Raw genomic sequence first — 21,347 nt, 5'->3', positions numbered from 1 at the left:
GCCCGGTTCGCACATTGAGGCACGGGATGGCTGGCCGGTGAGGAGGAGGCTGGGGACGGTCCTGGCTGCGCTGCTGGCGGGACTGGCAGCCCTCTGGTTGGTGGGGGAACGGGGCCGCTTCCTGCTCCCCTCCAGCCGCCGGAGCATCCGCCTCATGGGCTGGTCGGGAACGTTCAGCCTGACGGCGCTGCACGGCTACGTCTACGGGCGTTGGACCCGCCAGTACATGGCGGTCCTGCGCTGGCTCCTGCCCCGATTAAGGCCTCGGCAGAGCCGATACCTGGCCGACCGGTACCACGCCAAGGTGCTCACCGCCGAGCTGGCCCGGTCCGTCATCACTCTCGATCGAGACATCCCCCTGCGCGACCTGGAGCAGGTGATCCCCTACTCCCAGGCTCGGACTCTGGTGCTGAGCGGATCGCCGGACATCGCGGTGTATGAGTGTGCCTGCCGGCTGTCCCGTACCCGTCACTGCGAGCCCACCCAGGTGTGCCTAATCATCGGCCAGCCCTTCGTGGATTTCACCCTGGACCATCACCCCGGGGGTGCGCGCAGGCTGACCCAGAACGAGGCGCTGGAACTGCTGCGTCAGGAGCACGACCGCGGGCACGTTCACACTGCCTGGTTCAAGGACACAGCCCTGAACCGGTTCTACGCCATCTGCAACTGCTGCGATTGCTGCTGCGTGGGCATGGAAGCCATGATCCGCCACGGCATCCCGGTGATGGCGCCCTCAGGCTACCTGGCCCGGGTGGAGGCCCAGCGATGCTCGGGCTGCGGCACCTGCTGGGGAGCCTGTCCCTTCGGCGCCATCCACGCCAGCGACGGCGTGGCGCAGGTGGAATGGGCCCGGTGCATGGGCTGCTCCGTGTGCGTGGACCGCTGCCCTACCGGGGCCCTCATTCTGGTCCGCGATGAGGCCAAGGGCATCCCCCTGGACGTCCGGACGCTCGCTTAGGACTCACTGGCAGGGCTGGTCCGCCACGGCCACGGGTGCCACCCCTGGCGCAGAGAGAGCCTCACGCCAAGACGCAAAGGCGCGAAGATGAGCTGAGGAAGAGGGGTTTGCCTTGGCGTCTTGGCGTCTCTACGTGAGACCTTATCCTCGCCGCGCTCGACGAACGGAAAGGCGGGTGCCGCTCAGCGTCCTTCGGCGATCTTGCTCTCGGTGTGCTCCCGCAGGCCCTCCTCGATGGGCGTGCTCGGCACTGCCAGCCCGTGAGCCCGCATCTTGTCCAGAGTGGCGACCCGATGGCACAGGAAGGAGACGTGCTCCGGGTGTTCCTCGCGGTAGCGGTCCACCGGGATCTCCGCGATCCGCGCCGTAGTGCCCAGGACGCCGGCGATGATCTGGTAGTAGTCGCGGGACTGGATGATGTCGGGGCCGTACATGTTGTAGATCTGGCCGTAGGAGTTGGCGTTCCCCACCATGCTGAGAAAGAAGGCGGCCAGGTCGCGGACGAAGATGGGCTGCTGGAGGAAGTAGCCGGCGCCCACCAGCTCCAGGGCCTCTCCGTCGCGGATACGACGCAGCAACTCCGGGTCCCGGCCGTGCTTGGGGAGACACCCTAGCTCCGACCCCGGGCCGTAGATGTGGCAGGGGCGGATGATGGTCCACTTCATGTCGCCGGTGTCGCCGTTGATGAGCTCGAGCTCGCAGCGGCGCTTATTGGCCCCGTAGCTATCGTCGGTGAGGTAGTAGGGGGTATCCTCGGGCTGAGGCACCCGCCGGCGGGGCGGGTCGTAGACGAAGTCGGTGGAGATGAAGCCGAGGTGAGGCGTGCGCTGGCGAAAGACTTCTACGTCCTGGCGGGCGTCTTCGGCGAAGTAGCCGATGCAGTCGTACACCACGTCCCACTCGGTGTTGGCCGAGGCGATCGCCTCGGCGAAAGCCGCGCCGTCCTTGCGGTCGGCCACCAAAGCCGTGACGCCGGCGGGGACGTCCTTCTGGCCACGGGTGACGACCCATACCTTGTGGCCGGAGGCCACTGCCATCCGGGCCAGAGTGCCGCTCACGAAGCCGCTGCCGCCGATGATGAGTACCTTAGCGCGCCCATTCTGCCCCATGTCTCAACCTCTCCGCTCTATCTCGCCCCCATCGGAGGCGATGGATGCCGGGCACTATGGGGGCACGGGGGCAGAGTGTCAACAGCCGGAGCAAGCCGGCGCGCCGCGGCCACACCTCCACTCTCAGGAAGCCCAGGTCAGTTCCAGTCTGCCTCCCAGGAAGTGAGCCAGGCTTTCCGCTTCGCGCTCCGCCCCCTGACGCACCCACGGGGGCAGGGGGCGGAAGGGCTCGATGGTCACGCTGACCTGGCTGCGCTTGCGTTCGTGGCGCCACGTTGCTTCCATGCGGCCGTCGGCCAGCAGCACGGGCGAGATCCAAGCCTGCGGCCGATACACGCGGGCGCGCATAGCGGGAGGCAGCAGGAGCTCGGGCGCGTCCGGGGCGGCGCCTATGACGTACTGGTCGAAAGCAGGCACCAGGCGCACGGCACCAGTAGGGCCGGCCGCCAGCAAGTCGGGAAGGTTTTCGACCAGCGCCCAGGCTGAGGTTCCCTCGATGCTCACCGGGACCACCTGCTCGCCCAGCCCCTTGAGGAGGTGCCGAGCACGGGCAGTGCTGATGCCGGTCCACCAACGCACAAGATCCGCCTCCGTGGCCGGCCCCTTGGCACCCAGGTAGCGGCGGAAGACGGCGCCCAGCGCTCCCGCCGGGTCCTGGGGGTGCCAGGCCGGCAGCCACCTGTCGGGCCGGGTGAAGCGGACGTTGTTGCCCACGCTATCGGCGAAGCAGAGGTAGCCCAGATACGAGGCGGGCTTGAGCAGGCTTCCCCAGCCGCCGCGCAGCCTGCTGCCCAGCTCCGGCGAACCGGTCAAAGAAGCGACTGCGTCGGCCAGCTCCTCGCGGGTCAGGGGCGGCCCATCCAGAGCGAGGGGGATGACCTCCAGCAGGCGCTCGAGCTGCTCTGGGGTGACGCCGAAGTAGCGCTGCCAGTAGCCCCTCTCCGGGTGCCGGTAGGTGCTCAGGGCTGCTTGCCACGTGGGGTACTCCGCCGACGGCAGGAGGTGGAGCGTCCCGCGCATGGCCCAGGCCTTCACTAGGGCCCGGTCCTGCCACAGGGCGCGCTGCATGGCCCCACCTTCCAGGTCGGCAACCCGGGCCCAGAGCGCCAGCTCGGCCGAGGACATGAGCTGGGCGTGCAGCCCGCAGATGTCGCCCGCCACGGCCAGCATCTCGCCACGCGGGGCGCGCCGGTCCAGGTGCTGTCGGCGCATGCGCCAGGCCAGCACCTGCTCCCAAGTCAGGGTGGCGGCCGCTGGCTCGCCGTCATCACCCGATCTCGCCGGCACTCCTCCTCCCTTGGCCGTTCGGCACCATACCGGATACGAAAAGTGTCCCCCGCGGCCTGGTGCGATAGCTGCTCACCGCCTTGAAGGACAACACCGAGGGCATGCATCTCTGACTCCTCAGCCGGCAGACCCGCGAGTCTCCACCAGAGGTTGTAGGTAGGCCACGCTCTCTTCTGCCCAACGTTCCTGCTTGGCGACTGTCTCGGCGAGGGACGGCTCGGGTGGGGTCCACAGCTCCACTATCACGTTGACGTCTCGCTCGGCCTGGCGCAATCGGTCCAGGACAGCCGGGACGTCCAGCAGGCCGGCCCCGACGGGGCACCCGCTGATGACGTAGCCGAACTGGTAGTCCAGCCGTCGGATGGTGTAGTCCTTCAGGTGGAGGTTCACCGCCCACGGCGCCAGAACCGCGACTGTCTCCTCGGGCCGCTCCAAGACCCCCAGCGAGTTGGTGGTGTCCAGGCAGATGCCCACGTACAGGCTGCCCACCGCCTCGAGCAAGCGCACCAGACGGGCGGCTGAGTGGCGCCCGTGGTTCTCGATCGCCAGCGATACCCGGGCGGCCTCGAAGGCGGGCGCCACCCGACGTAGCGCGTCCACCACCTCCTCGTCGGACGGCTGCCGGTCGGCAGTGTCGGTCACGGTGCGGACGATGGGCGATTCCAGCCGTCGCGCCAGGTCGAGATAAGCCAGGAGGTGGTCGGGCTGGATGCCCCGAGTGCCCACCTCCAGCGCGATGCCGAGATGGCGGGCCCGGCTTGCCAGCGAATCCAGGGCCGAAGGAGATAGGCGGTGGAGAGGGAGGTTCTCGCAGATCTGGACCACACCGACGCCCAGGTCGTGAGCCCGGTCGAGCAGTTCCGACGCGGTCATGGGGCGGGGCGGCGGGTAACCAGGCACCCCGATGGCCCAGGGAAAGGTGTAGGAGCCGACGCCTAGCCTCATCGTCGCCGTGCTCTGCCCGCCGACTCGGCTTGAGTGATAGCCCGGATGCTCTCCAGCAGGGCCTCGGGCTCGAACACCCGCTTCCAGTCAGGCCGGAACAGCTCCTTCTTGGCGCGGGCCACGGCCAGCTGGGCCCCGTCCGATAGGGGAGTGTCTATGACACCGAAGAACATGGCCAGGTTGATGCGGATGTGGCCGAGCAGGAACTCGCGTGCCGCCTCCGCCGGTACGCCCCGGCGGATGGCTTCGTCCATGGCCTCCCGCACCACGGTGAGGCAGGTAGCAGCCACCGTCTCCGACAGCGCCGGCTCCAGGAGGGCCATCTGCTCCACCGTCACCCGGTAGGCATTGAGCACGGGGGCGAACATGTCCCTCGCCAGGGCCTCGCCCCGGGCGTAGTCGGGCTCGGGGCCCTGCATCAGGGCGCAGACGATGTGCTGAGGAGCCCTCACGCCGCCGAAGTAGTCGTCCAGGACGCTGGGGTCAGCGGAGCGCAAGAAGACAGAGGGATGGCAGGGGTGGGTGACGAAGTAGGTGACATCGCTGCGGGCAGGCAGTACCCCGGCAAAGGGCGCTGCTGGATCCAGACAGACGACCAGCGTCCCCGGACGGGCCAGAGGCACCGCCTGCTCCGAGGCGACGAAGCCGACCAGGGCGTCCGGCACGGCCAGGACGATGGCGTCGGCCTCAGGGACGGACTCAGCGTAAGGCGTGGCCGAGAGGCCCCTCTCCTTGAGCTGCTCCAGGCCGGCCGGTCCCGTCTCGACGTAGAGCATCCGGTAGGCCGGGTGACGCATCAGGTTGTCGGTTATGCGGCACCCCATCTTGCCGCCGGCACCGAACAGAGCTACGGTGGTCATCGGTGTCCTCCTTCCGGTCGAAGTGCAGCGGATGGACCCCGGCGAAACCCTCGACTCCGCCCGGGATCTCAGTTCGGGGTGGCACCCTTCGTGGTGCCAGGCTGCCTCCTCGCTGCTCAGCGTGCCCCGGCTTGGCGGCGGCCGATCTCTACACCAGCAGCGTCACCAGCCAGGCGGCCAGCCCGAGGAACAGTGCCGCCGTGAGCAGCTTCACCGTGGCCGTGTGCCGGGCCAGCAGCAACCGCAGCCGATCCGATCCCACCCCGTAGGCTGTCACCCCAAACACCATCACCAGCGGGGCCACGAACGCCAGGTTGTACGCCGCCAGCAGAGGCACGGCAGTAGCGCGCAGCTCGGGGCGCCCGGCCACGAACATGAGCGTGGGTAGGTAGATCTGGCCGGTGCACGCCAGCTCCACCACTGACACCAATACCCCCGCGACCAGGGCCGCTCCTGCCGCCCTGCCCGGGCCCATGCTCTCCCGGATCACGCGGTTGACCTGTCTCCGAAGGCGGGTCGGGAGCCTCAGGGCCATGTCGGCCGCTTGCCCCTTACGCGCCTGCCAGAAATCGTACAGACTCAGCAGGGCTAGCGCGAGGCATACTACGGCCGTGATGGCGTAGATCACCCGGCCGGCGGTGGCGATGGCGGGGATGGTGGCGAGCAGGCGGTACAGACCCAGGCCGATGAGCAGGTAGGTAGCGAACACCGCCGCCGTGAAGGCGATGCCCGTGGCCAGGATCTGTCGCCGGCCCCGTCCCATCACCGTCAGGTAGGACACGAAGAATACCAGCGTGGCGAAGGCGCAGGGGTTCACCCCGTCCACCAGCCCCGCAGCCACCACCGTCAGAAGGCCGAAGGAACGATACCGATCCACCACCCGAGCCTCGGCGGCGGCCCGCTCCTGCTCCCAACCCTCCCAGGTCCGGGGTGCACCCTCATCCAGGTACTTCCGGATCAGCGCCTCCATCCCCTCGTAGTTGGCTTCGTTCCCCATCAGGTGCTCGCCACCCACGTACACTGCCGGCGCCACCAGCCGTAGGTCTTGTGGAACGCCGTACTGCTCTCCCAGCCACTCCGCCAGGCCGGCGTCGTCCACCGCGGAGTACCGCTCCACCACCAGTTGCGGGTAGACCTGCTCCAGAGCCTTGAGGTCCAGCTCCGCCTGGGAACACACGTCACACCCGGGCTGGAAGAAGTAGGCCAGGTAGATGGGCCTGGGATTGTCGGCGGTCCCGGCCGGGGGCGAGGCCGTGGGCTGACTGGTGGCGGCAGGCGGGGCAGTAGGGGTGGGCTGGGCTGCAGTCGTCGGGGCCGGTGAAGCGGCGCCCTCCGTCGGCGTGGCGGCGGCCGCCTCTGCCTCCAGCATCTGGCGTACCAGCTCCTCCCGGCTGGGTAGCTCGAACCCGCCCCGCTCCAGGTAGTGCTCCACCAGGGGGACGAAGTGCTCTTCGATGTTGTCGCTGCCGATGAGTATGCGCTCACCGATGAGCATCTGGGGGACGCCGCGTTGGTCCCTGGGCACGCCAGCCACAGCATCCACGTACTGCAGCAACCGGTACCCCTCAAGCTCGTCCACCAGGATGCGCTCAACGCGGAGACTGTCCCCATACTGCTCCAGTAGCGGGGGGAGAAACTCATCCCAGACCCTATGGCAGTGGGGACAGGAGTCACTGAAGAACAGATAAGCGTTCACAACCGGACCCTGGGCGCGTCCCGGGACCGGCAGGGCCAGGCCGGCGAGGAGTAACACCACTACGACCATCCGGCGAGCCCATCTCATGCGAGTCGGCCTCCCTCAAGTGGCGATGGCATGAGGGGATTCTACCCGCGTCCGTGCCCCGGTGCACACATAGCATGGCCACCATGGTGCGGTGACTGCCCCGGAGGAGCTGGCCGGACAGCAACTCGACAGCGTGAGACAGGCCGCACCGCTGTTGGCCGAAGGCCGCCAGGCCTACTGGCGTCGAGCGTGGGCGGTGCGCACTGGTGTGCCTCCCGAGATGCAGTTCTAGGAAATCCTGGAGATAAGGGATTGAAGTTGGGCGCAGGTGACGATATAATGCCTAAAGGTATCGTGGCCTTCGGAGAGTCTGTTTGCTGACAAGGAGGTGATGTCTAGTTCTGATTCCGCACCCAGAACCAGGATGGACCAGCCCGGTACCGTGCCTGGTCTCGGCTAGCCCTGGTTGACTGATGCCGCATCAACTCATGGCGACGGGCAGTCACGAAGGAGTGATTCATTCGGTCGTGTAGGCTCGAGGCCTGCAGCGGCAGCCCGAGCCCGTACTCCGGTCATTCGAGGAGGAAAGTCATGGAGATGCGCAGACCGCACCGGAAGGTAAGTCGTCGCGAACTGCTCCGCATCGGCTCACTGGGCCTGGCCAGCATCGGCCTGGGAGCATGTGCAACCCTGACTCCCGCGCCTGCCGCGCCTGGGGCACCAGAGCCCAGCCCTGTGGTACAGCGGCCGACTACCATCAAGTGGGCCCACTACTTTGACCCCCTGCAGAGCCCCGCACAGAAGTTCAACTACGAGTGGATGGAACGGATGGTGTCCTCCTTCGAGGAGAAGCACCCGGAGATCAACGTCGAGCCTGAGTACTTCGACTGGGATAAGATAGACGACCGTTCTGTACTCGACTACGAGGCTGGCATCAAGCACGATGTGATGTTCGGCTCTCCCCAGCTGATGGCCAAGCACTTCGAGGTGGGGGACTTCATTGACCTGACGCCCTACCTGGCCAAGTGGAGCGAAGAGGAGAGGGCGGACTTCAACTGGAGCCCCGTCTGGGCCTCTGGCAGCCAGGGCGATGTGCAGATCGGAATCCCTAGCGGTGTGCACACCCGCAGTGTGGCCTACCGCCGAGACATGTTCTCCGAGGCCGGGCTCGACCCCGATGCTCCACCCACCACTTGGGAGGAGTGCTTGGAGGCCGCCCAGGCCCTGACCACGGACGATGTCTGGGGACTGGGCATGTACTTCGGCCCCTCCCGGGCCACCATCGAGCTGTATTTCGCCCCTCTGATCTGGAACTTCGGCGGCGAACTGTGGGACCCCGAGACCAAGAAGGCGACCTTTGCCTCGGACGCCGGGATGGCAGCGGCAGAAGCCATCTATGACCTGGTCTACACCCAGAAGGTAACCCCGGAAAGCGCAGTCGGTGGAACCTACGACGACGCTATCCTGGTCGCTTTCCTCGAAGGTCGCCTGGCGATGGGCTGGGGATTCGGCAGCTACTGGATCGTGAGCCTGGAGGAGGGAGGCTTCGTCAAAGGATGCTTCCCGGCCACGGAGGCGTGTGCGGAGGACACTGGAGGCGTGATGGTGACGCCCACAGTGCCCGGGGCTCAGTTCACCAACGCCTGGACCCTGTCCATCCACAGTCTGAGCGAGCACCGTGATGAGGCGTTCACCTTCCTCGAGTATCTGCTAGACGCAGATAACCTCTACAACTTCCCTGATGCTGGGCTGCCGGCACGCCTCTCGCTGTGGGACCGGCCTGAGTTCAAGAGCAAGTTCTACCAGACGTGGCTTGAGGCTGCCCGCAAGGGCAGGCCCATGCCGCCAACGGTCCACTACCCCGAGCTGGCCGACACGGCCGCGGCGTGTCTGCAGGAGATCCTGGTGATGAAGGGGTCCATACCAGAGACGCTGAAGAAGTTCGAAGACGAATGGAACGCTAAGTACGCTGGCAAGTAGCTAGAGGATGCTTGCTCCTCGCCGGACTGGTCGGAGCCTGTACTTGCTAAGCAAGTACAGGCTCCCCTACATCCTGCTCCTGCCTGTTGTCCTGGTATTGCTGTTGTTCCTCGCCTGGCCGCTAGGCAGCATCTTCTACTTCAGTCTGCGGCGGACGCCACTGGGTGCCGCATCGGAGCTGGTGGGGCTGGCCAACTTCGCCCTGCTGCTCGGCGAAGGCCGTTTCCTGGGCAACCTGCTGGCCTCCCTCCGCTACCTGATCGGGGTTCTGGCTCTGTCTGTCCCCCTGGCCTACCTGGCAGCCATCCTGATCAGCAGCAAGCTCCGCGGCGCTGGCACGTTCCGCACTATCTTCATGCTTCCCTGGATCATCGCGCCCGTGGTGAGTGCTATCCTCTTCCGCACCATGATTGACCCCTACTCCGGACCGGTGACCCAGCTGCTAGCATGGCTGACAGGCCGAAGGTACCTGTTCCTCGTCGAACCCAACCTGGCCCTGCTCACTATCATCGTCCACAGCGCCTGGCGCTCCTTCCCCTTCGAGATGCTGCTCATAGCCGCCGGCCTCACGGGCATACCGCAGGAGCTGTACGACTCGGCTAAGGTAGACGGTGCCGGGGGCTGGGCTCAGTTCCGTTACGTCACCCTGCCTCTCACCCGCAATCAGCTCTTCGTGGCCGTTCTGCTCATCACTATCTGGACTCTCCAGGACGCTGAAGGAGTGTACTCCCTGACTCAGGGAGGGCCGGGGTACGTGACCGAGGTGGCCGGCGTGAGGCTCTTCAAGGAGGCCTTCATATACTTCAACATCGGAATCGGCTCGGCCATAGGCGTGATTCTGATCGTCCTCAGCATCGTCTTCATGATCCTGTACTTACGTCTCATTGGGGAAGGAGAGACACAGTGAGGTGGCGGGGGATACTAGCCTGGATGGGCATCGTGGCCATCGCTGTAGTGGTGCTCTTTCCCATCGCCTGGGCGATCAAGACGTCTCTGACGGCCCCGCTGGGAGTGGGTAGCCGCACCGTCGGCATCGTACACCTGGAGAGCTACCGCTACATCCTCAGCCAGCCCCTGTTCGTGCTCTACCTGAGGAATAGCCTGCTCGTCTCGCTCGGGGCCATCATCACGGCCTTACCGATGGCCATCATGGGTGGCTACGCTCTGGCCCGGTTCGACTTCCCGGGCAAGCGGCTGAGCGTCCTCCTGCTGGTCTTGCCCCTGCTGCCGGCCATCGCCGTGCTGGTGCCATTGATCGTATACATGCGCCTTCTCGGCCTCTACAACACCCTGTTCGCCGTGGTGCTGGCCAATGTGGTGTTCAACACCCCCTTTGCCGTCTGGATGGTGCGTGGCTTCTTCGTCTCGATACCCATCGAGATCGAGGAGGCGGCAAGGATGGACGGATGCTCCAGACTGGGGAGCTTGCGGCGGATCAGCATTCCGCTGGCGGCGCCGGGCCTGATCGCCGTCTCGATCTTCGTCTTCATCAACTCCTGGAACAACTACCTCTACGCTTTCGCCTTCACCACTTCACCCCACCTCGCCGTGCTGCCCCAGGCGCTGTTGCGGTTCCTGGGGGCATGGGGAACCAACTACGGTGGATTGACGGCGGCGGCCACCCTGGCGCTGCTTCCGCCGGCTCTCTTCTTCCTCTCCTTCCAGAGATGGTTCGTCATGGGCATGCTGGCCGGGACGGGGAAGTAGCCTCGACCGAGGTCGGGGCTAGGGAGCCTGTGGCTGGCCGTCCGCCGGCGGGGACGGGAGAGCGGCGCTGTAGGGGGATGGGGGGTGCGGCAAGCGCTCTGTAGTAGCCCTCGACCGACGTCGGGGCTAGGGAGCCTGCGGCTGGCCGTCCGCCTACGCGGACGGGGGAGGGTCCCCGTGGAGAGGTGTCTGTGGCGGCGGCCGTCCCGTAGCCCGGACGGCGGTCGGGGGCGACTGCTACGCCTTCCGCCCCTCCACCGTGATGCTGGCGAAGCCGTAGCCCTGGCCGCGGAACTGGCCGTACTCCTCCAGGTGGTGCACCCGAACCTGGCCGAACCCCGTTTCCTCGATCAGCCTCAGGTACTCGTCCTTGTCCAGCGCCCCGGCGATACACGAGGCCCAGAGGCCAGCATCCTGCCGCACCTCTGCCGGCACGTCCCCGTAGGAGACGATGTCGGAGAGGCAGAATCGCCCGCCTCTCCGGAGCACCCGGTGGATTTCGCCGAACGCCCTCGCCTTGTCCGGCACTAGGTTGATGACGCAGTTGGAGAGCACCACGTCCACGCTGGTGTCCGCCACTGGCAGAGCCTCGATCTCGCCCAGCCTGAACTCGACGTTGGCGAACCCGGCTCGAGCGGCGTTGGCCCGAGCCCGGGCGATCATCTCCGGCGTCATGTCCACCCCTATGACCCTTCCCTCGGGACCCACGGCCTTGGCCGCCAGGAAGACGTCCACGCCGGCGCCGCTCCCCAGATCCAGCACTACCTCCCCAGGTCTAAGGTCGGCGAAGCGGGTGGGCGTGCCGCAGCCCAGGCCCAGGTCGGACCCCTCCGCCACATCGCGAGCCAACTCGCCATAATCCACCAGGGGCGCGTCCTGAGTGCTGCCGGGCGGGCAGCAACCGCTGCTGCCGCCACCGCCGCAGCAGCAGCCGCCCCCGCGGGCCGCCTCGGCGTACCTGCGTCTCACTTCGCTCTTCACTCCGCTTGCGTCCACTCGCATATCTCCTCAGTTGGTATCAGCGGCTTCCAGAACACCGCTGCCAAATGGGCACCAATCACCTCACCTCGCCTGGGTCCGGGCCCCACGGCACCGCGTAGGCTGCGGTTCCCCGGAGCCCAGATCGGCCCTAACTTCGGGGAATGGCGGCGGCGCCCGCCGCCGTGATGATCGCCTTTCAGCCGCCGTCCAGTACTCGATGAACCGCCGGCTTCACGTGCTTGTCCACGAATTCGAGGGCCGCTTCCTCGTCCTTGTCCAGAAGAATGCGGATGACCTCCTGCAGTTCCTTCTCCGTCAATGAGATGAGGAGAGTGCGCTTCTGCATCGGATGGCCTCCCTCAGGAGGGCCTCCAGCCGCGCTCTCTGCTCTGAGTACTCCTGGCCGGCGAGCGCCGGGCACTCCTCCAGCGATACTAGCCCGGTCGCCAGTTGGTTGGCGAACACGAAGCAGGAGGCCTGGGCGCACGCCTTGCAGTTGGTGCGCGGCAGCAGACGATAGACCTCGAGGGCGTTGGGGCGCCGCCGCTTGTCGTAGCGCGGCTCGATTTCGTGCCGTCGCCGCCAGATCCGGTTGAGCTCGGTCACGAGGTCGCGCACGGCCTCCTCCGCCTCAGCCCGCTCTTGAAAGCCGCTCACGGCGATCATGCGCTCGTGAACAGTCACCGCCCGGCCATCGCGATGCGCTTGCAGGTGCTTGCCCGCGCGGTCATACACGGCACCGGGCCAGACGGCGTTCAGGTAAGGCATCACGTCGCTTATGTCGGTTTCCAGGTGGGCAAAGGCATTGTAGCGTTCCGCCCCGGGGTCACAGGGCGGCGACGTCACCTCCAGCCTGTAGGTGCGAATCAAGTCTTCTTCGTTCATAGTCCGCTCCCTTCCCCTGCAGAGACGGCGATCGTCTCACCCAGGAGCTCGGCCAAGCGTCTAGCTCCCTGTTGATGGGCAGGTTCCTCCAGCCTGGGACACTCAGTGGTCCTGCGCTCCCCCAGTAAGAGGCCGAAGCCGAAGGCCATACAGGTAGCCTCCCCGCACCGCTTGCAGTTCAGGCCGGGGAGGAGGAGGTAGACGTCGAGCGGGCCGAGGAGCTGCCGCCGCTCGTGGCAGGGAGCGATCTGCTCGCGGCGCTGCCAAGTCTCGTCGCACAGGTGGCGAAACCACTCCAGTTGGGCCAGGGCGTCCTCGGCCCCGTCCACCTTGGCCATCACGGCCACGCGCGGGTAGAAGGTGAGGACACGGACGCCACGCTTCACGGTAACGGTGTTGGCCCCGGGATTGTACATGAGGTTGGGCACCACCGCGTTGAGATAGGGGAACACGGCCGAGACGTCGCCCGCGAACTCGGCAATGGCCCGGTTCTTGTTGGGGTCGGCCAGGCAGCCGAGCACGTGAGTGACTCGGAACGAGCGCCAGGGCTGGGCTTATCGTCGTTGCGCATCATCCCCTTGCCAGCCGACGGCGATAGGGCACTGCGCCGAATGCCGTCAGCTCACGCCTCCGCCTGTCTGCGCTCGGCCAGACAGAGCTCGCCGGTGCATCCCTCCGGGCAGCCGCGCGCCGCGGCCGATAGCCGGGCCACCGTAGGCAGGGCCGCCTCAGCATGGAACAGCGCCCGTCGGAACCACAGGGCCACGTACACCAGGCCGATCAGCACCGGCACCTCGATCAGAGGTCCGATCACCGTGGCCAGCGCCTCCCGAGAGGCGATCCCGAAGGTGCCCACGGCCACGGCGATGGCCAGCTCGAAGTTGTTGCTGGCGGCCGTGAACGACTGGGTAGTCGCCATCTCGTAGGAGAAGCCGCGCCAGAGCGAAATGCCGAAGGACACCAGGAACATGGTCACGAAGTACAAGGTGAGCGGGATAGCCACTCGCAGCACCTCAAAGGGCGCCGCCAGGATCTGGTCTCCCTGCATGGAGAACATGACCACGATGGTGAAGAGCAGCCCCACCAGGGCTGTCGGTCCCAGCTTGGGGATGAACTGGTGGTCGTACCAGTCGGCCCCTTTGCGCCGCAAGAGGGTGAAGCGGGTGATAATGCCGCCGGCGAGAGGGATCCCCAGGAAGATGAGCACGCTCCGGGCGATCTCACCCATGCCGATGTGCACCACCGTGGCCTCGGCGCCCAGCCACTGGGGCACCAGCCTGAGGAACAGATAAGCCAGCGGGCTGTACATGAGGATCTGGAACACCGAGTTCAGCGCCACCAGCACGGCGCAGTACTCCGAATCCCCACCAGCCAGCATGTTCCAGATGAGCACCATGGCGATGCACCGAGCCAGCCCCACCAGGATCAACCCCGTGCGGTAGGCCGGGAAGTCGGAAAGAAGCAGCCAGGCCAGCACGAACATGATGATGGGGCCGATGACCCAGTTGAGGGTGAGGGACACCCCGAACTGCTCCAGGGCGCCGGTGATCTTCCCCAGCTCCTCGTACTTCACCTTGGCCAGCACCGGGTACATCATCCACAGCAGCCCAATGGCGATGGGGAGGGACACGGTGCCCAGGGATACTGCTTCGAAGGCGTCCTTGATCCCGGGCACCACCGCACCCAGCCCCACCCCTGCCGCCATGGCGATGAAGATCCACAGGGGTAAGAAGCGATCCAGAAGCGACAGCCTGGCTACCACGCTGCCTCGTGGAGAACTTGACTGACTCATTTCCCTAACCTCTCACACAGCCGACCGCTCGGCGCCTCAGCCGGACGCTGCTGCCTCATTGATGATCCAGACCACGATCTCGTCCTTGCGCGGTATACGGCCCGAGGACTTCACCTCCTCGTTTATCACCAGCGCCGGCGTGATCTCCACCGGGTACTGGAAGATCTCGCCGATGTCCTCCACCTTGGTGATCTTAGCCTCTACGCCGGCCTCGGCCACCGCCTCGCGCGCCAACTGCTCCAACCGCTTGCACTTCGGGCACCCCGTGCCCAGTATCTTGATCTCCACGTCGTACCTCCTATACTAGCGGACAGTGAGTAGTGGCTAGGGGACAGCAGGGGAGTGGCTCGCGAGCCGTGCTCGGCCTTGCTCGCCACTATGCACTGACGACGCCCCCTACCCTGCCTCCGCCGCGCGGTCCGCCCTCGCCGGACGCCGGTGCAGCAAGGTCAGAGATCCGATCAGCGCTGCCAGCCCCAGCAGCGCGTACGCTCCTAGCAAGAGCGGGTCGGCCCCATTCACCAGGGCCCCAAAGCCCAGCCCGGCCAGGGTGCTGAACAGCGCCACCCAGAATACGTACACCCAGGCCCGCTTGCGGCCGATGATGCTGGCGGTGATGAGGATGCTCTGGATGCTCAGCTCCGGGTCGCTCATCAGGTAGGCCAGCAACGGCCCCCGGTGCATGCCCAGGTCGAGGAACATCTTGGCGATGGGCACTTCCACCAGGGTGGGGAAGTACATGAACACCCCGAAGACCACACCCACGAAGTTGGCGGCGATGGTATTGCTCCCGGCGATGGCCTCCACCCACTCCGGGCGAATGATGACGCGCACCACCCCAGCGGCGAACACGCCCACGATGAGCAGAGGGAAGATCTGCTTCACAAAGCGCCACATCTCCCACAGCCACTCCTGGACCTCGAATTCGTCCAGGCCCTTCCAGGCCACTGCCGCCACCGCCCCCAACACCACTACCTCACCCAGGAACCGTCCCGTGAAGTGAAGGGCGATGCCAGCCGGCATGACCTCCACCCGGAGTGCCGCCACCAGCAAGGTCGCTGTCAGCAGGCCTAGGGCCACCCAGGTCCAGCGGTTGAACCGCTCGTCCACCCGGCTCAGGCCCTTCCACGATGCCGCTCCCACCAGAGCCAGTAGCCCGATGAGAAACAGACCCTGGAAGCTCACCCCCTCCTCGCCCCGGCTGGGGTCGAAGGGGATCAGCCGGGCCAGGCCGTCCTCGATGGCGTCGGCACCCCTTACGGGCAGGCTGACTTGAGCGTAAGAGCTGGTGAACAAGCCCACCTGCAGGGTGCCCACCAGGAGTACCGCGAAGAGGAGCAACATCACCGCCCACACGGCCGGGCGGATGGACGCCTGGCCCCCGAACCCGCCTGCCTTCTCGTTCGCCTGGGCCCGGCCGCGGTCGCCGACCCAGAAGATGGCTGCCATGATCAACCCGATGCCGATGCCGAACACGATGGAGAGCACCAACCGGGCTATGGCGATGTCGAAGCCGATGGCGGCCCCGGTGTAGGTCAGGGCCAGGATGTTGATGGCCGGGCCCACGAAGAGGAAGGTGATGGCCGGGCCCAGTCCCGCTCCCCGCTTGTAGATGCCGGCGAACAGGGGCATGATGGTGCAGGAACACACCGCCAATACGAATCCACCTACAGCCGCCGCCGGATAGGATATGAGCTTGGGAGCATCCCGGCCCAGGAAGCGGGTGATAGCCTCCTTGGGAATGAGGGCCGTCATCGCTCCCGCGATTATGAAGGCCGGCACCAGGCAAAGGAGCACGTGCGCCGCCAGGTAGGAGGCCAGGCTCCCCAGCCCCGACTGAATCATGGTCACTGCGTATCCCGCTATGTCCATGGCTCAGTCCATCTCCGCGGAACTCAGCGCCGGGAACATCCCACAGGCACAGGCTCCCTCAGCCGTCCGGCAGGAGGCCGGCACCCGCGACCCGATGCGCTCCGGGTCCAGCAGGTTGTTGCATAGGCGCCTAGCGTCGGTCAGTGCCTCCCGGTTCAGGGAGTAAAGGATCCAGCGGGCATCGGTCGGATGCCGCTGTGCTCCCACCAGCCCCGCTTCCCGGAGCACCTTGAGGTGATGGGAGACCAGGTTGGCCGATAGGCCCAGCTCCTCGCCCATCTCGCAGTTGCAGTAGGTCCCCTGCTGTAGCAGCCGGAATATGGCCAGCCGCGTGGGGTCGCCCAAAACTCGAAACAGAGCCGCGATTCTCTCCTCGTCCAACATCACCCTCCTCCGGCGTCGGCGCCAGATATGCTTCAATCGTCGTTGAAGTATAGCCTTGGCTCTACGTGAGCGCAACTGCTGCCCCTTAGGCTAGCTGCTCGGCTCCCTCCTGTCTGCGCTATCGGCGCCGAAGACCCGGACGCACTCATCTCCGATCCCGTCCCTGCTCGGCGTCCAGCTCCCTCAGCCACTCCAGAATGCGGCGCTCAATCTGGTCCCGGACCTCCCGGAACTTGGCCAGTTTCTCCTCTTCTGACCCCTCGAAGGCCACCGGGTCCTCGAAGGGCCAGTACAGCCGCTTGCCGACGCCCGGGAAGATGGGGCAGGCCGCCTCCGCCTGCTGGCACACCGTTATCAGGTACCCGAAGTGCTCTCTCCCCAGGTACTGGGCCAGCCCCTTGGAGTATTGGCCCTCCAGGCTCACCCCAACCTCTTCCATCACCAGCCGGGCGTAGGGGCTAATCTCCTGGGGCTCGAGCCCGGCGCTGTATACGTCGAAGCGGTCATCGGCATAGCGGCGCAGGAATGCCTCCGCCATCTGGCTGCGAGCAGTGTTTCCGGTACACAGGAACAGCACCTTCGGTTTGGGCACGATCATCCTCCAAATGCAGGCTAACGGGTTCCTTCGGCGCTGAGACTCAGCTCAATGACTATTGGATCAATGTGGCTTGGATTATCGCCCCCTGCGCTGCCATGTCAACCCTCAGTGAGCCCCGCCGGCGCGCCGGCCTACGCTCACCGGTCGCTTGACACGTCCGGCACACACTCATAGGATTGATCAGGAATCCCGCTCGGGAGGTGCGACCTCACATCTGCACGCCCGCGCCCTACACCCACGCTCAGTGCATGCCGACCGGCACCTCATCCAGGGTGCCAACTGCATCGCTGTCCGCATAGGTCGTAGATCTTCGTGTATGGAGGAGGCAACACCATGTCCGATAAGGCAGCGCGCAGGAGCGTTGACCGCCGTACGTTCGTGAAGGGTTCCGTCATCAGCGCCGGCGCTATGGCACTGGCCGGCATGACCACACAGCCCGTGGATGCCCAGGGGCGCCCTATTCATTGGGATCGCGAGACCGATGTGATCGTCGTCGGGTACGGCGGGGCCGGTGCGGCCGCCGCCATCACCGCTCACGACGAGGGCGCTGAGGTCATCATTCTCGAGAAGACCGACGCCGGTGGCGGGTCCACCTACTACTCCGGTGGCTACTTCGTCAGCCCTACAGACGTCGAGGGCGCCAAGGCCTACCTCACCCACTGCGCCATCGCCGGAGCGGGCCAGACCTTCGAGTTGGACGACGCCTTCCTCACCGCCTGGGCCGAGGAAGCCGTCAGGAACGTCGAGTGGATCGAGAGCATCGGCGGAGCCGCGGAAGTCTCTCTGCGGGGCTGGTACTCCGCCTTCGAGGGGGCTGAGTCGTACACTTCCTACCAGCCTGCAGGGAACCGCACCGGTGTGGGGCTGTGGGAGATCCTGGCCACGGCCGTGGAGGAGCGCGGGATCGAGGTCATCTACAACACCGCTGCCACCCGTCTCGTCACCCGCACCGTGCTACGGGCTCTGGAGGATGAGGCCGCGGGCGACGAGGCCGACCTTCGGCCGCGTGAGGCCGATACCGAAGTCCTCGGTGTCCTGGCCAGCACCGACGGCGTCACCACCGCCATCAAGGCGCGCAAGGCTGTGATCCTGACCTGCGGCGGCTTCGAATGCAACGAGACAATGAAGCGCAACTACCTGGGCGTCTACCCCATCTTCTCGGTGGGCACTCCGGCCGCCACTGGCGACGCCATCAAGTTGGCCGCCGACGTGGATGCAGCCCTCTGGCACATGGGCAAGTGTGGCGGCAACCTCTGCCACAAGCTTCCGCGCGTGCCGGTGGCCTTCCCCTCCATGCTGCAACTGGGCGCAGCCGGTAAGTCGGTCATCTTCGTCGACCAGCAGGGCAAGCGGTTCGTCAACGAGACGCTCCCCTACGATGCCATCCTCAAGGCCATCGACTACTACGACCCCGGCCGGCAGGAGTGGCCTCGCATACCGTGCTGGTGCATCTTCGACGAGAAGACCCGGACCCAGGGCCCGGCGGGCCTGTCGGTCCCCATCGGCAAGCCCATCTACACCTGGAGTGCCGACAACAGCGCCGAGATCGCCAGCGGCGACATCATCCAGGCTGACACCATCGAGGAGTTGGCCGAGGCCCTCGGTATGGATCCGGACGCACTCCTGGACACCGTCGACGAGTGGAATGCTGCCGTGGACGACGGGGAAGACGCCGCGTTCGGCCGAGCCCTCGGTCTGATCGCCATCGACGAGCCTCCCTTCTACGCCCTGGCCGGGTATCCCGGGACCTGGGGCACGGGAGGCGGCCCGCGCATCGATGCCCGAGCGCAGGTGCAGAGCGTCCGCGGTCGGCCCATTCCTCGGCTCTACGCCGCCGGTAACGCCTCTGGCGTCGTCTATCCCTTCCTGTATCCGCTCAGCGGCACCATGATCGCTGACGCCTTCGTCATGGGCCGCATTGCCGGCGCCAACGCTGCCGCGGAGGAACCCGCGGAGTAGCCGGTTGCTATCGGGAGGGGGACTCTTCCCCCTCCCGCCGCATCCTCTTCCCCAAGGAGCGTACATGCGCGCCAGACTCATCCTCTGCACGCTTGCTCTCGTCCTCGCGGCAGTCACGGCCCTCAGCCTCGCCTCGACGGTCGGCCCAGCCCTTGCTCAAGAACCCGAAAACTCCGCCCAGGGCTGCGAAGCCTGCCACGAGGACCTGCTGGAGGCCCTCCCCGAAGACCACCCTAGCCTAACCCTGAATGACCTGGCCTACTGCCTGCCCTGCCACGGAGCCCTGGGGGCCGCCCGGGGCCTGGTCTGGATCACCCACCTGAAGCATTACGGCCAGGACGATTTCGCTGGTGACTGCCTCTCTTGCCACCTGATAGCCAACGGTGAGGTCACCCTGGTGGGCGTGCCCACCGAGGCCGAAGCCGAGGACGACGGAGCGACGCCGGAGCCGACAGGCGTTGGCGCCACTCCCGAACCGTCACCCACCGCCGCCGCCACCAAGTCAGCGTCGGCCTTGCCCACCGTCCGTCCCACTCGGACACCGAGGCCAACGCCCACTCCCAGGCCGGTCGACGAGGAGTGGGCCCTGGAGATGACCGAGTACTTCCGGTCTTGGGCGTCGTCGGAGTTCGCGGACCACACTCACGCCCAAGCCTCTGTCACCTGCAATCAGTGCCATGACACCTTCTTCCCAGAGAAGAAGCCGGCCACAGATGCGTGCCTCCGTTGCCATGGCACCTACGCGCACCTGGCCGAACTGACCGAGCCCGAGGCCGAGGGGCCCAACCCGCACGCCTCACACTTGGGCGAGCCCAGTTGCACCTCCTGCCACAACGCCCACAAGAAAGCTGAGCTAATGTGCCTGCAGTGTCACATCTTCGAGCTGGAGATGCCGGAGTGGGATGAGGACTAGGCCGCGCCCGGCCCCACGTCGGGGTCTCCGGCAGACCAACAATCCGATAGCCCGCTCGGTTGGCAGGAGGTGGCACAACCAGACGTCAGTGTCTGCACTACACGTAGGCGAGCCCGGCCGATCCGCGACGGGGTGCCGCACACGTTGCCACTCTGTACGCGGTAGCCCAGGAAGGTGGGGCCGATTCCTGCTGAACACCGCCGCTACCGGACTCGTGCGAGATTCTGAGGAGGGAGTCATCGGCGTCCGGGCGGACGACAACAGCACCAGGGCTTTCATCAAGGCGAACCGGGCGGCAATCCTGACCACGTGCAGTTAGGACCATAGCGAACAGATGGCCCGCGCGTTCTCATCGCAGCAGCTGTGGACTATCGAGACACACTTGGTGGCCACCGCTCCCACCTGCCCAGGCGACGGGATCGAGATGGCCATACAGGTGGGCGCTGCCGCCAGCGGCTCCGGCTAACTCAGCCTGGACCGCCTGACCAGGCACATCCTAGTGGGCGAAGACGGGGCTCGGTTCGCCGATGAGAGACTGGGTCCCCTCAGGTGCGGTCACGTCCTGGTCAAGCACGGCGTCGACGACGAAGGCTTCTACATGGTTGGCAGAGCGCCATCTACGTGGAAGCCCAGGACCTCGTGGAAGAGCCCATGGGTTTCGCCGAGAGTGCGGGGCGGACCTGGTGTACCAGGCCCACACCATCGAGGAACTGGCCGAGGTGGTGGGCATCGGCGGGTACCTGGCCCCTACGGTGACAAAGTTCAACCATGCCTTGGAGGCGGGCACTGCGGCACCGCTTCGAGTCGCCCGCGCCGGCTCGCCCCAGGCCCCGCGCATACCGCGGCTGCGGGAAGGCGACGTGCCCTTTGGGCCGTCCGCCCTCCAGGAGTCCACCAGTCCGGGCGGGTGCCAAGGCGAGGATACAGCCGAGACTGAGCCTGCGTCGCCGCTCGACGACGGCTTGCGGGCCAGAATAGCCCGGGCTCAGCCTAACCGCCTAGCCCGGCGGGTGTCTTCCTCCTCCGTGCCGCGACCTCAGAGCAAGGCGAACCGCATCGGAAAGCCCGGCACCGGTAAGAGCTCAGGATCGGGGGGAAGGTCGTGCGCGGCGGGCAGTCGTCCTGGGCACACCCGCGCAGGTGCCTTCCTCACAGGCTTTCTGGGCAAGCTCTTGGGCTGGCTGCAACGGCAAGGCAGCGGGGTTCAGGTCCCTCTTGACGAGTGAGCGCCCCCAGGCGCGGTAGGCGCTTGGGGACTGGCTGTACCTGCCAGGACCTTGGTGTTGACTACTTATACAGGCTCGACCAAGACTGAATCGTCAAAGCTCATGTGCGACGCCTCGCATAGATAGTCTACAACGTCGCGTTGGCCCCTGATCAACAGGCGGCTTGGT

At 66.2% G+C, this 21,347-nt stretch carries 21 protein-coding genes; 7 read left to right on the top strand and 14 right to left on the bottom strand.

The annotated features are described in order from the left end of the window. Positions 1-37 precede the first annotated feature (37 nt). Positions 38-958 carry a 4Fe-4S binding protein gene (locus HPY83_05510; GenBank protein ID NPV07409.1) on the top strand — a complete coding sequence of 307 codons (921 nt, stop codon included), beginning with the start codon at positions 38-40 and terminating at the stop codon, positions 956-958. A gap of 182 nt (positions 959-1,140) precedes the next feature. On the opposite strand, the gene HPY83_05505 is transcribed toward HPY83_05510, so the two are convergent. The 5 genes from HPY83_05505 to HPY83_05485 all read right to left on the bottom strand — a co-directional run bounded on the left by HPY83_05505 (position 1,141) and on the right by HPY83_05485 (position 6,942). Beyond that, positions 1,141-2,067: an NAD-dependent epimerase/dehydratase family protein gene (locus HPY83_05505; GenBank protein ID NPV07408.1), complete on the bottom strand. Its 927-nt coding sequence runs from the start codon at positions 2,065-2,067 to the stop codon at positions 1,141-1,143. Positions 2,068-2,190: 123 nt separating this feature from the next. After that, positions 2,191-3,354, bottom strand: a complete 1,164-nt coding sequence (locus HPY83_05500) for a winged helix DNA-binding domain-containing protein (GenBank protein NPV07407.1) — start codon at positions 3,352-3,354, stop codon at positions 2,191-2,193. A gap of 117 nt (positions 3,355-3,471) precedes the next feature. After that, positions 3,472-4,299, bottom strand: a complete 828-nt coding sequence (locus HPY83_05495; protein ID NPV07406.1) for a sugar phosphate isomerase/epimerase — start codon at positions 4,297-4,299, stop codon at positions 3,472-3,474. Continuing rightward, complete coding sequence (locus tag HPY83_05490; protein ID NPV07405.1) at positions 4,296-5,159, bottom strand: semialdehyde dehydrogenase; 864 nt, start codon at positions 5,157-5,159, stop codon at positions 4,296-4,298. The genes HPY83_05495 and HPY83_05490 overlap by 4 nt, the downstream gene beginning before the upstream one ends. Before the next feature lie 148 nt (positions 5,160-5,307). After that, the gene (locus HPY83_05485; protein NPV07404.1) at positions 5,308-6,942 is read right to left on the bottom strand and encodes a hypothetical protein; all 1,635 of its coding nucleotides are present in this window, start codon (positions 6,940-6,942) and stop codon (positions 5,308-5,310) included. A 531-nt stretch (positions 6,943-7,473) separates the two neighbouring features. Here HPY83_05485 and HPY83_05480 point away from each other — a divergent pair. From HPY83_05480 to HPY83_05470, 3 genes are read left to right on the top strand one after another with little or no spacing between them, the layout of a single operon-like run. Then, positions 7,474-8,862 (top strand): sugar ABC transporter substrate-binding protein, encoded by a 1,389-nt coding sequence (locus HPY83_05480; GenBank protein NPV07403.1) that lies wholly within the window; start codon positions 7,474-7,476, stop codon positions 8,860-8,862. Between the two features lie 43 nt (positions 8,863-8,905). Next, entirely contained in the window at positions 8,906-9,769 is an 864-nt protein-coding gene (locus HPY83_05475) for a sugar ABC transporter permease (protein ID NPV07402.1), read from the top strand. Further along, positions 9,766-10,569: a carbohydrate ABC transporter permease gene (locus tag HPY83_05470; GenBank protein ID NPV07401.1), complete on the top strand. Its 804-nt coding sequence runs from the start codon at positions 9,766-9,768 to the stop codon at positions 10,567-10,569. Before HPY83_05475 ends, HPY83_05470 begins: the two co-directional genes overlap by 4 nt. Positions 10,570-10,806: 237 nt before the next feature. Here the strand turns inward: HPY83_05470 and arsM are convergent, their stop codons facing one another. From arsM to HPY83_05425, 9 genes are all read right to left on the bottom strand, one after another. Beyond that, positions 10,807-11,571 (bottom strand): arsenite methyltransferase, encoded by a 765-nt coding sequence (gene arsM / locus HPY83_05465; protein NPV07400.1) that lies wholly within the window; start codon positions 11,569-11,571, stop codon positions 10,807-10,809. Between the two features lie 175 nt (positions 11,572-11,746). Beyond that, a complete protein-coding gene (locus HPY83_05460; protein ID NPV07399.1) occupies positions 11,747-11,896 on the bottom strand; it encodes a hypothetical protein in 150 nt (49 codons plus the stop codon). Beyond that, positions 11,866-12,435, bottom strand: a complete 570-nt coding sequence (locus HPY83_05455; GenBank protein NPV07398.1) for a Fe-S cluster protein — start codon at positions 12,433-12,435, stop codon at positions 11,866-11,868. The genes HPY83_05460 and HPY83_05455 overlap by 31 nt, the downstream gene beginning before the upstream one ends. Then, the gene (locus HPY83_05450; GenBank protein NPV07397.1) at positions 12,432-12,956 is read right to left on the bottom strand and encodes a hypothetical protein; all 525 of its coding nucleotides are present in this window, start codon (positions 12,954-12,956) and stop codon (positions 12,432-12,434) included. Before HPY83_05450 ends, HPY83_05455 begins: the two co-directional genes overlap by 4 nt. Positions 12,957-13,057: 101 nt before the next feature. Then, positions 13,058-14,227, bottom strand: a complete 1,170-nt coding sequence (gene arsB, locus HPY83_05445; protein NPV07396.1) for an ACR3 family arsenite efflux transporter — start codon at positions 14,225-14,227, stop codon at positions 13,058-13,060. 36 nt (positions 14,228-14,263) lie between these two features. Further along, complete coding sequence (locus tag HPY83_05440) at positions 14,264-14,515, bottom strand: thioredoxin family protein (protein ID NPV07395.1); 252 nt, start codon at positions 14,513-14,515, stop codon at positions 14,264-14,266. Positions 14,516-14,623: 108 nt separating this feature from the next. Next, positions 14,624-16,099, bottom strand: coding sequence for a permease (locus HPY83_05435; protein ID NPV07394.1), 1,476 nt, complete (start codon positions 16,097-16,099; stop codon positions 14,624-14,626). Positions 16,100-16,102: 3 nt separating this feature from the next. Further along, positions 16,103-16,483, bottom strand: a complete 381-nt coding sequence (locus tag HPY83_05430) for a winged helix-turn-helix transcriptional regulator (GenBank protein ID NPV07393.1) — start codon at positions 16,481-16,483, stop codon at positions 16,103-16,105. A 145-nt stretch (positions 16,484-16,628) separates the two neighbouring features. Further along, entirely contained in the window at positions 16,629-17,075 is a 447-nt protein-coding gene (locus tag HPY83_05425) for an arsenate reductase ArsC (protein ID NPV07392.1), read from the bottom strand. Positions 17,076-17,414: 339 nt separating this feature from the next. Between HPY83_05425 and HPY83_05420 the strand changes: the two genes are divergently transcribed. The 3 genes from HPY83_05420 (at position 17,415) to HPY83_05410 (ending at position 21,179) form a co-directional block, all read left to right on the top strand. Beyond that, positions 17,415-19,040 (top strand): FAD-binding protein, encoded by a 1,626-nt coding sequence (locus HPY83_05420; GenBank protein NPV07391.1) that lies wholly within the window; start codon positions 17,415-17,417, stop codon positions 19,038-19,040. A gap of 64 nt (positions 19,041-19,104) precedes the next feature. Continuing rightward, positions 19,105-19,953: a cytochrome c3 family protein gene (locus tag HPY83_05415; protein NPV07390.1), complete on the top strand. Its 849-nt coding sequence runs from the start codon at positions 19,105-19,107 to the stop codon at positions 19,951-19,953. A gap of 683 nt (positions 19,954-20,636) precedes the next feature. Beyond that, positions 20,637-21,179 carry a hypothetical protein gene (locus HPY83_05410; GenBank protein ID NPV07389.1) on the top strand — a complete coding sequence of 181 codons (543 nt, stop codon included), beginning with the start codon at positions 20,637-20,639 and terminating at the stop codon, positions 21,177-21,179. Positions 21,180-21,347: the final 168 nt, after the last annotated feature.

The organism is Anaerolineae bacterium, assembly GCA_013178015.1.
Taxonomy (GTDB): domain Bacteria; phylum Chloroflexota; class Anaerolineae; order DRVO01; family DRVO01; genus Ch71.
The sequence above is the reverse complement of the archived record's forward strand: the minus strand, read 5'-3'. Positions and strand labels throughout refer to the sequence as shown.